The organism is Amycolatopsis vancoresmycina (assembly GCF_000716785.1).
Classification (GTDB): Bacteria; Actinomycetota; Actinomycetes; order Mycobacteriales; family Pseudonocardiaceae; genus Amycolatopsis; species Amycolatopsis vancoresmycina.
This window is the reverse complement of record NZ_JNYY01000032.1, coordinates 24,970-39,486: the sequence shown is the minus strand read 5'-3', so window position 1 is coordinate 39,486 and position 14,517 is coordinate 24,970. Positions and strand designations below refer to the sequence as shown.

General features: G+C 73.1%; 15 protein-coding genes. 6 read left to right on the top strand and 9 right to left on the bottom strand.

The features are described from left to right. Positions 1–182 precede the first annotated feature (182 nt). On the top strand, positions 183–362 hold the full coding sequence (locus OO60_RS42010; protein ID WP_003089927.1) for a hypothetical protein: 180 nt from the start codon (positions 183–185) through the stop codon (positions 360–362). An 86-nt stretch (positions 363–448) separates the two neighbouring features. On the opposite strand, the gene OO60_RS42005 is transcribed toward OO60_RS42010, so the two are convergent. From OO60_RS42005 to pstC, 5 genes are all read right to left on the bottom strand, one after another. Next, positions 449–661 (bottom strand): three-helix bundle dimerization domain-containing protein, encoded by a 213-nt coding sequence (locus tag OO60_RS42005; protein WP_003089926.1) that lies wholly within the window; start codon positions 659–661, stop codon positions 449–451. 414 nt (positions 662–1,075) lie between these two features. Beyond that, a complete protein-coding gene (locus OO60_RS42000; protein WP_003089921.1) occupies positions 1,076–2,596 on the bottom strand; it encodes a PstS family phosphate ABC transporter substrate-binding protein in 1,521 nt (506 codons plus the stop codon). Beyond that, positions 2,593–3,411 carry a phosphate ABC transporter ATP-binding protein gene (locus tag OO60_RS41995; RefSeq protein WP_425304671.1) on the bottom strand — a complete coding sequence of 273 codons (819 nt, stop codon included), beginning with the start codon at positions 3,409–3,411 and terminating at the stop codon, positions 2,593–2,595. Before OO60_RS41995 ends, OO60_RS42000 begins: the two co-directional genes overlap by 4 nt. A gap of 20 nt (positions 3,412–3,431) precedes the next feature. Then, positions 3,432–4,568 (bottom strand): phosphate ABC transporter permease PstA, encoded by a 1,137-nt coding sequence (pstA, locus tag OO60_RS41990; protein WP_003089916.1) that lies wholly within the window; start codon positions 4,566–4,568, stop codon positions 3,432–3,434. Beyond that, positions 4,568–5,521, bottom strand: a complete 954-nt coding sequence (gene pstC, locus OO60_RS41985; protein WP_003089913.1) for a phosphate ABC transporter permease subunit PstC — start codon at positions 5,519–5,521, stop codon at positions 4,568–4,570. Before pstC ends, pstA begins: the two co-directional genes overlap by 1 nt. A gap of 222 nt (positions 5,522–5,743) precedes the next feature. Here pstC and OO60_RS41980 point away from each other — a divergent pair, with 222 nt between their 5' ends. Both OO60_RS41980 and OO60_RS41975 read left to right on the top strand, forming a co-directional pair. Beyond that, complete coding sequence (locus OO60_RS41980) at positions 5,744–8,044, top strand: hypothetical protein (RefSeq protein WP_033263469.1); 2,301 nt, start codon at positions 5,744–5,746, stop codon at positions 8,042–8,044. Beyond that, the gene (locus tag OO60_RS41975) at positions 8,041–8,925 is read left to right on the top strand and encodes a sortase (RefSeq protein WP_004561561.1); all 885 of its coding nucleotides are present in this window, start codon (positions 8,041–8,043) and stop codon (positions 8,923–8,925) included. Before OO60_RS41980 ends, OO60_RS41975 begins: the two co-directional genes overlap by 4 nt. Positions 8,926–8,970: 45 nt before the next feature. Here OO60_RS41975 and OO60_RS41970 read toward each other — a convergent pair whose 3' ends face one another. After that, a complete protein-coding gene (locus tag OO60_RS41970; RefSeq protein WP_004561559.1) occupies positions 8,971–10,041 on the bottom strand; it encodes a PstS family phosphate ABC transporter substrate-binding protein in 1,071 nt (356 codons plus the stop codon). 225 nt (positions 10,042–10,266) lie between these two features. Continuing rightward, positions 10,267–10,701, bottom strand: a complete 435-nt coding sequence (locus tag OO60_RS41965) for a YegP family protein (protein ID WP_004561557.1) — start codon at positions 10,699–10,701, stop codon at positions 10,267–10,269. Positions 10,702–10,979: 278 nt separating this feature from the next. Between OO60_RS41965 and OO60_RS41960 the strand changes: the two genes are divergently transcribed. Then, complete coding sequence (locus tag OO60_RS41960) at positions 10,980–11,666, top strand: hypothetical protein (RefSeq protein WP_004561555.1); 687 nt, start codon at positions 10,980–10,982, stop codon at positions 11,664–11,666. Positions 11,667–11,706: 40 nt separating this feature from the next. Here OO60_RS41960 and OO60_RS41955 read toward each other — a convergent pair whose 3' ends face one another. Then, entirely contained in the window at positions 11,707–12,003 is a 297-nt protein-coding gene (locus tag OO60_RS41955; protein WP_004558678.1) for a hypothetical protein, read from the bottom strand. Positions 12,004–12,221: 218 nt separating this feature from the next. Between OO60_RS41955 and OO60_RS41950 the strand changes: the two genes are divergently transcribed. Then, the gene (locus tag OO60_RS41950) at positions 12,222–12,632 is read left to right on the top strand and encodes a hypothetical protein (protein WP_004558677.1); all 411 of its coding nucleotides are present in this window, start codon (positions 12,222–12,224) and stop codon (positions 12,630–12,632) included. On the opposite strand, the gene OO60_RS41945 is transcribed toward OO60_RS41950, so the two are convergent. Then, positions 12,629–13,693 (bottom strand): NAD(P)-dependent alcohol dehydrogenase, encoded by a 1,065-nt coding sequence (locus OO60_RS41945; RefSeq protein ID WP_004558676.1) that lies wholly within the window; start codon positions 13,691–13,693, stop codon positions 12,629–12,631. The two genes, OO60_RS41950 and OO60_RS41945, sit on opposite strands and share 4 nt — an antisense overlap. Positions 13,694–13,699: 6 nt before the next feature. Here OO60_RS41945 and OO60_RS41940 point away from each other — a divergent pair, with 6 nt between their 5' ends. After that, the gene (locus tag OO60_RS41940) at positions 13,700–14,491 is read left to right on the top strand and encodes an SDR family NAD(P)-dependent oxidoreductase (RefSeq protein ID WP_033263468.1); all 792 of its coding nucleotides are present in this window, start codon (positions 13,700–13,702) and stop codon (positions 14,489–14,491) included. The last annotated feature ends 26 nt before the right edge of the window (positions 14,492–14,517 follow it).

The window sequence follows — 14,517 nt, the reverse complement described above, 5'->3', positions numbered from 1 at the left end:
ACCCGCGGTTCGGCTTCCGGAAACGTGCGGTTCGACCCCGGTTCGTGAATTCGCGAGCGCGCGATATGGCCGCCTGGCGTTGGCGGTTTCTTAACCGTCCGTTGTCCGCCGGTTGCGCCGGGCCTGGGAGCGTCCGCAGCGCCCGAAAGTCAGTTTCACCCCGATTGACAACCGGAGGAATGATGCGGGTGCGCCGAGTGGTCGCGACGGTCGCGTTGACCCTCTTCGCGGCTGGTTTCCTGAGCACTTCCGCTGCTTTCGCCGTCACGGCGGAGCAGGCGGCGTCGACGGCGGTTCTCGCCGGCACCCCCGATGAGATGGGGTACAACGGCGTTTCGCCGGACGAAATGGGCTACAACTGAAGGGTTTTCGCCGACCCTGCGGCCGCGACCGGAATACCGTTCCGGTCGCGGCCGTTTTTTGCGGGAAGAACCGGCGGAAAGTGCCGTCAGGGCGTGGTCAGCGCCGCTCGCACCGCCCGCTCGACCAGGATCGGCACGAAGGCGTGGATGCGGGCACCGGCGAACCGGGCGCGTTCGCGGTCGACCATCGCGTGGAGCCGGGTGCGGGCGACGTTCGCGTAGTCCCGGCCCAGCCGGTCCTCGAGCTGGGCGAGGTGCGTGTCGAGCTGCTCGGTGGCCATCGTGTCCAGCGTGCTCATCGTTCACCTTCCGGTCGGCTGCGGTACCGGGAACATGCCCCATGAGACGACCGGGAGATGAACGCGAGGTGAACAAGAAGAATTCACCGGCTAGCGGTCTTCACCGGCGAACCTTCTTGCCAGGTCACGGAGCCGTCCCGCCGCTTCGGCCAGCTCGGCGCCGGTGATGTTCACGCCCGGCATCGGGCCCTGGCCCAGCCGCTCGATCTGCCCGGCGAAGCGCAGGTACTCGCGGTGGGCGTGCTCCCGGCAGGCGAGGCAGGTGACGCTTTCGGGCCGGACCTTGGATGTGCGGATCGCCCTCCCTCATCGGCCCCCGCGCCTTCGTTCGGTCCCCCGGTTTGTGGTGAGTGGTAAGGGGAGTTAGAACTCGCCTTACCACTCACGAGCCCCGACCAGGGTATCGGCCGGGGGTCACGAGCGCCGGAACCGGCGCACCACCCCGCGGACCACCAGCGGCGCGACGATGACCACCGCCAGCACCAGCACCGCCCAGCCGCCGAACCCGGCGTCCGTCCCGTGGTCGTAGGCCGCCGGCGCGGGGTCCCGCCAGTTCTTCGAGCCGCCGTTGGCCAGGTCCTCCCCGGACGACGCCGTCGCGGTCGCGGTGCCCGCCGCCGACGACGGCCCGGTCGGCTTGCCCGGCCCGTCCTGCGCGCCGGGGTTGGTCAGCTTCTTGACGCCGCCGAGCTTCTCGAACGGGTCCGGCGGGCTCGCCGCGCCCGCGCCGAGGCCGCCGTGGAACGTCGGGTTCGCGCAGTTGGCCGCGGTGAGCTGCTTCGGCGGGCGGCCGGTCAGCCGGGCGTTGGCGTTCATCATCTCCTGCGCCAGGTTCGGCGGCAGCGGCGAATACCCGATGCGGGCCATGTTCACCTGGCCGTCGCAGGCGATGTGCTCCAGGAACCCGGTGATCGTGTCGGTCTTGCCCGCCGCGTCGTAGCCGCCGCGGCAGGTGTCGCGGCCGGTCGTGCACGGCATCATCAGGTACGAGTAGGCCGAGATCGGGTAGGTCTTCGGGTCCGGGTTCGCGTAGACGCCGTCGAGCTTCTGGCTCAGGTCCGGCCGCAGGTCCGCCTTCGTCAGCGCGGCCGCGATGTTCTCCGCGAACGGCTGCGTGTACTGGTGGGCCTGGTTCTCGACCCACGCCGTCGGGGCGTTGTACCGCAGCGCGTAGCTGAATTCGTCGTAGCCGATCGAAAACGGCACGCTGCCCTTGCCGACGGCCTGCGCGATCTGCTCGGAGTCGGCGAACAGCTTGTAGAAGTCGGCGTCGGGACCGCTGTAGGGCAGCTGGATCGGCCGGACGCCGTCGGGCAGCGGGCCGATGCCGGTGCCTTCGTTGCGCCGCACGAACGCCTGGTACGGGCCGGGCGCGGTGTGCGCGACGAAGTCGTAGAACAACGCCGTGGTCCCGGACTGCCCGGTCCGGCCGAGCAGGGTGATCGGCTGGTCCGGCAGCGCCTTGCCGCCGTTGGTGGCGCTGATCGCCGGGTCGCTCCAGCGGGTGATGTCGCGGGTGAAGATCCGGCCGATCACCTCGCGGGTCAGGTGCAGGTAGTCGACCTTGTTGCCCGCCGCGTCGGTCACGTTGTACATCACCGCGACCGCGCCGGCGACGTCCGGGACGTACTGGTAGCCCCGCTGCTCGGCCGACTGGCCGCCACCGCCCGCCGCGATGAGCGACGTGATCTCCGCTTCCGTCCCGGCGAAGTCGACCGTCCGGTCGCCGTACTGGTTGACGCCGGTGGGGGAGCCGCGGGTCGCGTAGTTCACCGGGATGCCGCGGGAGTTCGCGCCGTTCTGCCAGTCGGCCATGGCCGGGCCGACGTAGGTCGAGCCGGAGCCGGTGATCTTGTCCAGCGCGACCGCTTCCGGCGCGGCGAACACCAGCACGCTCAGCACGGTCACGGCGAGCGCGGCCGCCTTGCGCGTCACCCGAACCGCCCGGTGACGTAGTCGTGGGTGCGCTCGTCCTCCGGCGAGCCGAAGATCTTCGCCGTCGGCCCGTGCTCGACCACCCGGCCCGGCTCGTTCTCCGCGGCGAGGAAGAACGCGCAGTGGTCCGAAACCCGCTGCGCCTGCTGCATGTTGTGGGTGACGATCACGACCGTGACCTCGTGGCCGATCTCGGCGATCGTCTGCTCGATCCGGCGGGTCGACGTCGGGTCCAGGGCCGAACACGGCTCGTCCATCAGCAGCACGTTCGGCTGCACCGCCAGCGACCGCGCGATGCACAGCCGCTGCTGCTGCCCGCCCGACAGCGCGCCGCCCGGTGCGTTCAGCCGGTCGCGGACCTCGCGCCAGAGCCCGGCGCGCTGCAGGCTCTGCTCGACGAGCGCGGCCTTGTCGTCGCACTTGACGCCGGCCAGCTTGAGCCCGGCGAGCACGTTGTCGCGGATGGACATCGCCGGGAACGGGTTCGGTTTCTGGAAGACCATCCCGATCCGCAGCCGGACGTGCTGGGCGCGGGTGCCGTCGGCGTAGATGTCGGTGCCGTCGAGCAGGACCTCGCCCGCCAGGCTCGCCGACGGCACGAGTTCGTGCATCCGGTTGAGGATCCGCAGGAACGTCGACTTGCCGCAGCCGGACGGGCCGATCAGCGCGGTCACCTCGCGCGCGGGCATGCGCAGCGAGACGTCCTCGAGCACCAGCCGGTCGCCGAACCACGCCGCGACGCCGCGCGACTCCAGTTCGGCGGCGCCCGGCGGCGGGCCGCCCGTCAGCCGGACGGCGGGCGGACTGTCCGGAATGGACACAGTGGTGGTGTCGGTCACCGGGTCTCCTGGGTTCGTTTCGTGCTCCGCCGGGTCCGGCGCTTCGACCGGTCCCGCCCGGCCAGCCGGGCGAGGGCGAACAGGGTGAAGATGAGCAGGATGAGCACGAGCGCGCCGACGTAGCCGCGCTGCTGGACGTTTTCCAGCGGCTCCTTGATGTAGCGGTAGACGAACAGCGGCAGGCTTTCCTGCGGCCCGGTGACCGGGTCGGCGTTGAGGAACACCGCGCCGAACGAGGTGAACAGCAGCGGCGCCGTTTCGCCCGCGACCCGGGCGACGCCGAGGATCACCGCGGTCGTGACGCCGGTCCGCGCGGTCGGCAGCACCACCGACCAGACCGTCCGCGCGCGGCTCGCGCCCAGCGCCAGTGACGCTTCGCGCAGCCCGGCCGGCACCAGCCGCAGCACGACGTCGATGGTGCGGGTGACCGTCGGCAGCATGACCATGGTGAGCGCCAGGGTCGCCATCAGCCCGCTGTAGCTGAAGAACCCGACGCCCGCCTGGATGCCGGGGATGATCAGCGCGGCGTAGACGAACAGGCCCGCCACGATCGAGGGCAGCCCGCTCATCGCGTCGACCATGATCCGGACCGGGCGGCGGAACCTCGACCGCGTCTCGTTGAGGAAGATCGCGGTGAGCAGCCCGAGCGGCACGACCAGGACCAGCGTCAGCGCGGTCTGCTCCAGCGTGCCGACGACGGCGTGCAGGCCGCCGGTGGCGGTGACCGGGTCGGCCGGGCCGACCGTGGACATGTCGTGGCCGAAGAAACCCCAGCGCAGGAACGGCGCGCCGTGCACGACGATGTAGCCGAGCAGGAACAGCAGCGGCACCAGCAGGCCCATGGCGCCGGTGACGACGATGGTCGAGACCAGCCGGTCGGCCGCGGCGAGCCTGCCGAGCCGGTCGCGGGTGACGACGTAGAGCATCGCGAGGTACAGCCCGTAGGCGACGGCGAGGTCGGCGAGCCAGCCGGGCGAGGTCAGCAGCAGGTGTAGCACGAACCAGGTCAGCAGCACCGCCGACACCGCGCAGCCGAGCGCGGCCAGCTGGTCGGCCCGGGTGACCTGCGCCGTCCGGCGCTTCACGAGCGGCCGCGGCCGGGTGCCGGCCGGGCGGGGGAGGGTGGCGGTCATCAGGCGTCCACCCCGGCTCCGGAGCGGCTGCGCGAGATGATCACCGACGCGGTGAAGTTGGTGGCCAGGGTGAACCCGAACAGCACCAGCCCGGCCGCCATCAGCCCGCTCAGCGCCAGGCCGGACGCGCCGGAGTTGTTCGCGATGAACCCGGAGATCGTCGCGCCGCCGAACTGCAGGACGTGCGTGGTGATCTGCGGGACCTGGGGCAGCAGCAGGGAAACCGCGATGGTCTCGCCGAGCGCGCGGCCCAGGCCGAGCATCGAGCCGCCGATGATCCCGCCGCGGCCGAAGGGCAGCACGACCGTCTTCACCATGCCCCACCGGGTGCTGCCGAGGGCGAGCGCCGCTTCCTTTTCGCCGGGCGGGGTCTGGGTGAACACCTCGCGGATGACCGACGTCGTGATCGGCAGCACCATCAGCGACACGATCAGCCCGGCGATGAACATCGAGTTGAGGAACAGCGTGTTGTCCTGGTGCGCGAACGGCGGGAACCAGCCGAAGTTGTGCGTCAGCCACGCCGACACCGGGACGACCTGCGGGCCGAGGAAGCTGAACCCCCACAGGCCGTAGAGCAGGCTCGGGATGGCGGCCAGGAGGTCGACCAGGCCGGTCAGGAACCCGCGCAGCCGCCCGCTCGCGTACTCGGTGATGAACAGCGCGGCCAGGACGGACAGCGGGACGGCGACGCAGATCGCGATCAGCGCCACCACCACCGTGCCGTAGAGCAGGCCCAGCACGCCGAGCACGCCGTTGGCGGCGTCGAACTTGACCGTGGTGAAGAAGCCGAAGCCGCTCGCGTCGAACGCCGGACCCGAGCGGTAGACCAGGAAGAACCCGATCACGACCAGGATCGCGAGCATGGCGAGACCGGCGCCGGTGGTCACCCGCCGGAACACGCGGTCGGCCCGGGACGGCACGTCGGCGACGGCCCGGGGGAGCACGACGGACACAGGTGGCCTTTCGTGGAGAGGGATTCCGCGCAGGAGGCAGCGCCCCTGCCGCGGCCAGTATTTACGGCACCCGCCCGCAGAAGGTGTACGTGCGGGGAACGCCCGACGGGGTGTGCGTGAATGACCTCGCGGACCCCTCGCCCGGCGGCGCGCGGCTCGGGGAGGTTGGGGTGGCACGGCGTGCGCCGTGCCGTTCGCCTGCCCTGAAACCGGGAGTTCTCCGTGTCATTCGTCCTGCTGAGGCGGGCGGGCCTGGCCGTCGCCTGCGGTGTACTGGCGGTGCTGGGAAGCGCTGTCCCGCCGGCCCTGGCCCAGGAAGCCCCGCCCGCGCCCCCCGCGTACACCCTGAAGACGGTGCCCGCCGACCTGTCCCGGGTCCAGGACGGCGACCCGCTGCAGGTCGTCGTCTCCGGGCTGCCGGCCGGCAGCGTCGCGGTGCTGAAGGTCTGCCCGACGCAGCTGCCCGACAACCTGCTCAAGCCCGACTTCGCCACCGGGGCCGTGCAGTGGCTGCCCGACCACGACTTCGGCTCGCGCGTCCGCGGCTACTGCTCCGAGGAGTTCAGCGACGAGCTGACCGGCCAGCGCTCGGGCGCGCACAACGTCACCCGCGTCCGCAGCCGGACCAGCGGTGACGTCGTCTTCGCCGTGACCGTCCCACGTGGACAGTCGAAGCCCGGGTTCGTCGGCTTCGACCCGAAGTACACGAACTTCGACAAGAGCGACAACTTCCCGTGGGCCGACAACCCGGCGGTGTCGGCCGACGGGCAGATCCGCACGCGGTCGTGGTCGTACTCGTGCGACGAGAACAACCCGTGCGCGCTGACCCTCGAGATCGTCGGGGCCGACGCGGCGGGCACCCCGTTCGACGTCTTCGACACCTCGCGCGTCTTCCGGCCGGCCGCGCCGGGGCTCGCGGTGAAGGGCTGCGGCGGGATCGGCGCGGAAACGCTCAACGCCAGCATGCCGGAGCGCTTCGGCCGGACGGCGGTGGCGTGGAACCAGCTGCTGTGCGGGCCGACCGGCGGCTCGCAGCCGGCCACGATCGTCGGCGAGGCCGAGGACGCGGGCCTGAAGGCCTTCGACACCGGCGCGTCCGACCTCGCGGTCACCGGCTCGGGCAGCGCGCTCGCGTCGCAGACCGTGCGGTCGCGCGAGTACGTCCCGGTCGGGCTGAACGCCGCCGTCCTCGCCGCGACCGGCTGGTCGCCCACCGACGCCGACGACAACGGCTCGCCGTTGATCTCCCAGGTCACCGACGGCTTCTCGATGACGTTCGACGAGCTGGCGCTACTGCTCAGCCACGGCGGCCAGAACCCCGACACGACCGGCCGCGGGGGCATCTTCCGCGACGGCTCCGCGTTCGTCGCCCGCAACCCGGCGCTCGGCAAGGTGCAGGCGTCGCCGGTGCCGTCGGAGTTCCTGAACCCGGTGGTCCGCGCGGGCGCCGACCCCACCGCGCTGTTCTGGGGCCTGACCGGCGAGGCGGGGAAGGGCACCGTGCCGGCCGCGATCAGCGGCCTGCTGGCGAAGGTGGCGCCGTCGTCGTGGAAGTTCCAGGACCGCGAGGACATCTACGGCAAGGAGCGGGCCGGCAAGTCACCGGGGGTGGTCACCGAGCTCGGCGCGCTCGACCCCGGCGAGAAGTCGCTGCACAACGTCGACGCCAAGGTCGGGCAGCTCGCCGTCCGCAAGGCCGTCGACAGCGTGATGACCGGGACCAGCTCGGCGTGCTTCGGCGGCTGCCTGAACTGGGTCGTCACCGATCTCGCCACGGCCCGCGCCTACGGCTGGCGGCCCGTCGCCCTGCCGAACGCGAGCGGGACGTTCGTCGAACCGACGGAGGCGAGCCTGCAGGCCGCGGCCGGCAGCATGAAGGAGGGCCCGGACGGCACCCTGCAGCCGGGCACGGCCACCGACCCGGCGGCGTACCCGCTGACCTTCGCGGAATACCTGGCCGCGCCGGTCAACCCGCTCGTCGACGCGAACTGCGCGCCGCTGAAGGCCAAGCAGGACGAACTCGCGACCGTCCTGAAGATGGCGCGGCACGGCGGTCAGGGCGTGCTGGCCCCCGGTCTGGCGCCGCTGACCCCGGCACTGGCCGGGACGGCCGACGCCCGCACGGCGAAGGTCGGCACCGGGACCGCCGCCGAGTCCTGCAAGCAGCGCGACGAGGCGAAGAACCCGCCCCCCGCCAGTGTCACCGGCACGGGCGGCACCGCGACGCCGGTCTCGAACCCGCTGCCCGCCGGGTCGCCGGCGGCGGCGACCGGTCCGGCGCCGGCCGCGGCCCCCACCGCGGCGAGCGTGCTCGCCGCGAAGAACCTCGCCGACGCGACCGCGATCCCGCCGTTCGCCGGCGCCGGGGTGCTCGGCGCGCTGATCCCGTTGCTGGCGTTGCTGGTTCTGGTCACGTTGCCCTCGCTGACGGCGTACGTGACGGCCGGGCGTCCGGTGCCGCCGTGGCTGAGCCGCCTCGCGCGCGGCGCCGCCGCCCTCGCCGGGCGGGTGCGGGCCGCATGAGCACCCCGGTCGAAGAGGCGCAGTTCCTGCGGGTCACGCCGGGGTGGATCGCCGCCACCGTGTTCGCCTGGCTCGTCACCACGGTCGTCGCTTTGACGCTGGTGGTCTACGCGCTGGGCCCGATGGTCCAGGCCGGCGACCAGCGCGCCGCCCTCGGGCGGATCCGCGGCGACCTGGACCGGGCGCTGGGGGCGAGCCAGAGCCTGCTCGGGGCGCCACCCCCGGCGACGCCGGCCGAGTTCGGCGCCCCAGTCGCGGTCCTGGAGGTGCCGAAGCTGAAGCTGCGGCAGGTGGTCCTCGAAGGCGTGTCGAGCGCGGAAACCGCTTCCGGGCCCGGGCACGTGCCGGGCACGTCCGGCCCGGGCCAGCCGGGCAACGCCGCGGTCGTCGGGCGTTACGCCGGCTACGGCCACCCGTTCGCGTCGCTGGCGAGCCTGGCTTCGGGGGACGAACTGGTGGTCGCCACCGCGCAGGGCGTTTCGGTGTACCGGGTTTCCGAGGTGGCCACCCGGGCCCTGGACGAGACCGCGGACTACGGCAAGACGCCGGACGACCGGCTGACGCTGGTGACGTCCGCGTCCTGGTGGCCGCTGGCGGCCACGGAGGCCACCGTCGTGACCGCGAAGCTCGAAGGCCGCCCGTTCCGCCCGACGCCGCAGAACGGGCGGGCGGACGCGCAGGACGGGCGCACCGGGGATCCCGGCGCCTGGGCGGCCCTCGTCCTGGCGTTCGGCGGGTTCGTGGCCGCGGCGGCCGGGGCGACGCTGCTGTACCGGCGGTGGCGCCCGGTGTCGACGTACGTGATCACGGCACCGGTCCTGCTGACGCTGGCGGCACTGGCGGCGCTTGCCCTGTGGCGGTTGTTCCCGGCCTGGGCGTGAGAAACGGCCGGGGTCCGCGCGGACCCCGGCCGTTTCGTTACCGCGTCAGGACTTGGTGCAGGTGAGGGTGCCCGTGCCGGTGATCGTCTTGAAGCCGTACTTGACGATCGTCGCGGCGAGCTTGCCGCCGCACAGCGGGCTGGCCGTGGTGGCCGTGTCGGTCGGGTCGAAGCCCACGCCCCGCTTCGCCGCGCTGTAGGAGCGGCTGCGGGTGTCCAGGACGTGGTAGACCAGCCGCGAACCCAGGAAGGCGTCCGCGAACGCCGGGGTGTAGCTGCCGGCCGAGCCGGACACCGGGGCACCGTCGGAGCCCGCGCCGGTCAGCTTGTTGACGGTGTAGCCGTTGCGCTTGTTCGGCACCACGCCGTTGCCCTGGGCGACCCACGCCGCGATGGAGAACGGCGCGATCGCGGTGGCCTGGTCGGCCGCCGCGATGGAGGTGGCGTCGTGCTCCTGGAAGCGCTTCACCGTGAGGCCGGGGATGGTCGCCGGGTCGAAGCCCAGGACCGTGCCGGTGAAGAAGCTCAGCGTGCCGGAACCCAGCTGCGGCAGGTAGAGCTGGATCGCCGCGTTCGTGCCGCCGACCTGGTTCCAGTTGGTGATGGTGCCGTTGTAGATGTTGCGCAGCTGGGTCAGCGACAGCGTCAGGCCGGCGCCGGCCCCGGTCGACGAGGACGACCAGGTCACGCCGTCCCGCGCGAACGCGTAGTACTCGAAGGTGGACGGGTCCGAAGTGGCCCGGCCGGACGACGACCGCGCGATGTCCACGGCACCGTTGCCGGCGTCGGCCGAAGCCTTCAGCGCCGCCTTGCCCGCACCCGAGCCGTCGGGCGGCAGGTTGCCCGGGTTGGTGTAGGTGATGGCCGGGTTGAACAGGTCGGCCGGGACGGTGAACGAGGCACCGGAGGCCAGCACCGGCGGGACGTTCACGAAGTTGTCCGGGTCGGTGTTCCAGGTCCGCGGGAGCTTGTTGGCGTCGGCGAAGATCGCCCCGCTGATCCCGAAGATCGTGTCGGAGCCGACGGCCGAGACGACCTCCGGGTTCCCGTTCGCCGGCGGCACGGCCGCGGCGGTGCCGGTCATGACGAGGCCGGCCCCGGCGGCCACCGCGGTCACCCCGAGAAGCCGAGTGGTACGAGCACGCATCTGTTGGCACTCTTTCTCTAGTCCCCAAGTCGCCGCGGGATCCCGCGGCCCCTTCATCTCCTCGTGACGGGCTGTCCGGTAAGGCTTTTCCGCGTTCCCGCCCGACGTCGTGGTGGTTAAAGTCCGGGAAACTGCGGCGCATCCGGCCCGGTGAGTGGCGCGGGCGGTGCTCGAGGCAGCTGCGCCGCCCTTCGCTCAAGCGCGGTAGTCCGGTGTGGAGTCGCCGTCCGGGTTCCGGCGGTACTTCTGCCGCCAGTCCACCACCGTCTCGATGTCCTCGACCCCCGCCGTCGCGGCGGCCGCGCGGAACCGGTCCAGTCCACGCTGTGCCTCGATGCGCCGCCCGTACGCGTGCGTCGCCTCCGCCACCGGTTCGCCGTCCCAGCGGAGCACCCAGCGCCACCGGCCGCCGCTGACGTGGCGGAAATCCGCGCTCACCACGTCCAGGCGGGCTCTGAGCAGCTTGATCGCCGTCAGGCACTCCGGTGTTCCCGCGCACTCGGCCACCCCGGCGCCCAGTGAGACGTTGTTGCCGCCCAGCAACCGCCACCGCAGGGTCTGCTGTTCGGTCCGGACGAGCTGGAACCTGGGACCGGTGCGCAGCCGCCCCGCCGTTTTCCCCCGTGTCACAGTGGACTCATCGTCGGGGCCACGCCGTGCGGTTACCGCGTTGTCTTAAGGCGCGACGGCCGGCCGGTGAACAAACCGGGTGCCGCAACGGGTTGCGCCGAACGGCTGCGGGCTTTTTGTTGTGACGCGACAAATTCCGGCTGATTGTGAAGCACCGACGGCCGGATCCTGAACGCCGCGGGAAAACCGGCGCCGGGCGGAAACGCGCGTCGCGATCCCGCCGACAGCCCAGGCGCCAGCGCCGGCTCCCGGCGCTCGAGAACCCTTGGGGACAAACCATGAGTCGTTCCATCGCCCGGTTCGCGGCCGGTCTCGCCGCGGCGGCGGCCGTCCTGACCCTCAGCGCCCTCCCCGCGGCCGCCGACCCGGCCGGCACCAAGCTGACCGCCCAGGCGAGCAGCACCCGCATCGACGCCGGCACCCCGATCACCATCAGCGGGCGCCTGACCAGCGCCGCCAAGCCGGTCGCCGGCGTGACCGTCGGGATCGCCTACTGCACCGATGACTTCTGCGGCGAGTTCGACGCCCAGCCGGTGACCGACGCCAGCGGGCGGTACCGGGCCACCGTGACCCCGGTCCGGTCGGGCCACTACCGGGCCGACTTCCTGCCGGCCGACGAGACCCTCGCCCCGGCCGACGCGAGCACCGCGGACGTCGTCGTGATCCAGCCTGCCGAGGTCACGTCGTTCACCGCCGCCCGGGCGGCGGACGGCACGGTGACCGCGAGCGGCACCCTCGGCTTCCCCCGGTTCACCCCGCCGGCCATCCCGGTCCGGATCGAGTACCGGACCGCGGGCTCGCCGTGCTGGACGACGGCGGCGACCGTCGACGCGCAGTGGACCGGAAGCACTTTCGGGTTCTCGGCCGCCGCGCCGGTGTCCGGCCCGGCCTTCTGGCGGGCGGTCTACGCCGGGGTGCCGGACCAGTTCCGGTCCGCGGTCAGCCAGGTCGTCTTCGTCCGCTGACCCCGCACCCGGGGCGGTCCCGCGCCGGGGCCGCCCCGGCTCACGGCCGCTCGCCCGGCAGGAAGCCGGCGGCCCAGCGGTGCGCCGTCGCGCAGACCTCGGCCTCGGTGCCCCGGACGTGCTCGACGACCTCGCCGCCGGACCACAGCATGAGGGCGACGGTGCCGGGGCGGATCGGGGTCAAGCCGATGAGCCGCCGGTCGCCGTTGCGCTCGACGACCCGCTCGGCGGTGAGCCACTGACCGGTCGTGCCGGTGCGGGTGACCGTCCACGCCGGATCCGCGGCGAGCTCGGCGACCGTCCGGGGCGCGAAGTTTTCAGGCAGTTCGTGGTGCACGCTGCCCAGCCTTGCACGGCTACCCGCCTTCGGGGATCCATGGGTGAATATCGGATGAACAACGGCTGGCCTGGGGTTGATCCGGTGACGCTGACCTGGTTTTTCGGCGCCCACCGGCCGGTCGGCCGAGCGACCCGCGTGCCACCGGTGGTACCCCTGCCCGGACATGATCCACTACGGTGTGCCGGACCTGGGGGCCGCGACCGCAGGGAGCCGCCATGCCGACCCTCACCACCGTGGCCGAATGGACGATCACCGCGTCCGGCGACACCGCGACGTTCACGCACGCCGCCGGCGGCGGCTACTGGGCGCCGCGGGTGTGGAGCAGCCGGGGCCTCGCGATCGCCGAGGCCGACCTGCCGTCGTTGGACAAGGCGCTGGGTGAGGTGCTGAAGCTGCCGGTCTACTGGCTGGCCCGCGCCCGCCGCGGCGACAGCGCGGCCGGGGAGGCGGCGGTCTGGTCGGAGCCGCGCTACGACCCGGAGGACGAGTTCGTGTACCTCGCCGGGCCCTGCCGGACGGACGCGCCCGCCCCGGGGTACCGGCCGGCCTCGGCGTTCGCGATCGACCTGGTGCACCTGCGGGGGCTGCGGATCAGGATCGCCGCGTACCGGGCGGCGGCCGCCTAGGAGCCGGGCAGGAGGACGGCCCGGCCGCGGATCCGCCCCTCCCGCAGGCGCTGGAAGGCGTCGGCGGCGGCGGTCAGCGGGAACGGCTCGGTCTCCACGCGAAGCCGCCCGGCTCTCGCCAGGGCGATCACCTCGCGCAGCTCCCGCGCGCTGCCCCAGAACGGCAGCGACACCGACACCCCTGGCGGAAGCACGCCCGGCTTGGCGATCGTCAGCTTCCCGCCGCCGCTTCCGACGATCACCAGGCTGCCGGCCGGGCGCAGGACACCGGCGCCGAGGGACAGCGTCGGATCGCTGCCGACGAAGTCGAGCACCGCCTCGGCGCCGCCGCCGGTCTCCCTGCGCAGGACGGCGGCCGTGTCCGGTCCCGGGCGCAGCGTCCGGTGGGCGCCGGACCGGGCGGCCAGCTCCAGCGCCTCTTCGCGGACGTCGACCGCGAACACCCGGGCCGGGGTGAGCGCCCGCAGGAGCTGGATCGCCACGTGCCCCAGCCCGCCGGCGCCGATGACCACCGCCGCCGCGCCCTCGGCCAGCGTCAACCCGGCCACCGCGTGGTACGGCGTCAGGCCCGCGTCGGTGAGGGGAGCCGCCTGCGACGCGGCCAGGTCGCCGATCGGGACCAGGTGCCGGGGGTGCGGGACGAGCACGTGGCCCGCCATTCCGCCGTCGCGGCCCAGGCCCGCACCCGAGAAGGCCAGCTCGGCGCGCCGGTGGCAGTAGTTGTCCTCGCCCGCCGCGCACCGGCGGCACTCGCCGCAGCCCCACGGGCCGTGCACGGCGACCCGGTCGCCGTCGGCGACGCCGGTGGCCGCGGAACCCGCGGCCACCACCTGCCCGGCGATCTCGTGGCCGAGGGTGAACGGCAGCCGGTAGGGGAGCGCACCCGGCGCCGCGTCGAGGACGTGCAGGTCGGAGTGGCAGATCCCGGCGGCCTCGACGCGCACGAGCACCTCCGTGCCGCCGGGATCGGGCACGTCGACGTCGGCGAGGGACGGCGGACGGCCCCACGCCGTGAGCCGGAGGGCGGGGGACTTGCGCGGTGCACTCACACCACCGACCATACAAAAATGAACTCAGTTCAGGAAGAGGCACTGGCGGGCCGGGTGGCCCTCGTGACGGGAGCCGGGTCGGGGATCGGGGCCGCGGTCGCGCGGAAGCTGGCCGGTGCGCGGCACCTGGTCCTCGCCGACCTCGATGCCGCCGCCGTGGAGCGCGTCGCCGCGCCGCTGGCGAACGCGCGGGCGGCCGAAGTGGACGTCGCGGACGCGGACCGGGTCGACTGGCTCGTCGCCGGGATCGAACGCGACCACGGCCGGCTCGACGTCGTCGTGCACGCGGCCGGCGTCGACGATCCGCAGGCCAAGCAGTGGATCGCCGACGCGTGGGAGGCCGGGCGCCCGCCGGAGGTCACGGCCGGCCTCGACGTCCGGTCGTGGCGGCGCGTGCTGAGCGTGAACCTCGACGGCACGTTCCACGTCCTCCGGGCCGCGGTCCGGGTGATGGTGCCGCGGCGGGCCGGCTCGGTGGTCGTCGTCGGCTCGTCGTCCGCCTTCGACACCCCGGCCGGCTACCCGCACTACGCCGCGTCGAAGGCCGGGGTGCACGCACTGGCGCAGGCGGTGGCGAAGGAGGTGGTCCCGTTCGGCGTCCGGGTCAACGTGGTGGCGCCGGGGCCGACCGAGACCGGCATGGCCGCGCGGACCCCGGACGCCCTCCGCCGGGCGTTCACCGAGTCCGGCGGCGGTGCGTACGCGACGCCGGACCAGATCGCCGACGTGGCGGTGTTCCTGGCCGGGGAAGGCGCGGCGAACCTGGCCGGCTCGGTGGTGCTGGCCAACGGGGGCCGCTTCACCGCCTGACGGGGTTGCCAGGCTCCGGGCGGGCA

What these genes read in the sequence shown, in the direction of transcription:
- OO60_RS42010 (WP_003089927.1), top strand. Translation starts at nt 183, where the DNA reads ATGCGGGTGCGCCGAGTGGTCGCGACGGTCGCGTTGACCCTCTTCGCG.
- OO60_RS42005 (WP_003089926.1), bottom strand. Translation starts at nt 661, where the DNA reads ATGAGCACGCTGGACACGATGGCCACCGAGCAGCTCGACACGCACCTC.
- pstA (WP_003089916.1), bottom strand. Translation starts at nt 4,568, where the DNA reads ATGACCGCCACCCTCCCCCGCCCGGCCGGCACCCGGCCGCGGCCGCTC.
- OO60_RS41975 (WP_004561561.1), top strand. Translation starts at nt 8,041, where the DNA reads ATGAGCACCCCGGTCGAAGAGGCGCAGTTCCTGCGGGTCACGCCGGGG.
- OO60_RS41960 (WP_004561555.1), top strand. Translation starts at nt 10,980, where the DNA reads ATGAGTCGTTCCATCGCCCGGTTCGCGGCCGGTCTCGCCGCGGCGGCG.
- OO60_RS41950 (WP_004558677.1), top strand. Translation starts at nt 12,222, where the DNA reads ATGCCGACCCTCACCACCGTGGCCGAATGGACGATCACCGCGTCCGGC.
- OO60_RS41945 (WP_004558676.1), bottom strand. Translation starts at nt 13,693, where the DNA reads ATGGTCGGTGGTGTGAGTGCACCGCGCAAGTCCCCCGCCCTCCGGCTC.
- OO60_RS41940 (WP_033263468.1), top strand. Translation starts at nt 13,700, where the DNA reads ATGAACTCAGTTCAGGAAGAGGCACTGGCGGGCCGGGTGGCCCTCGTG.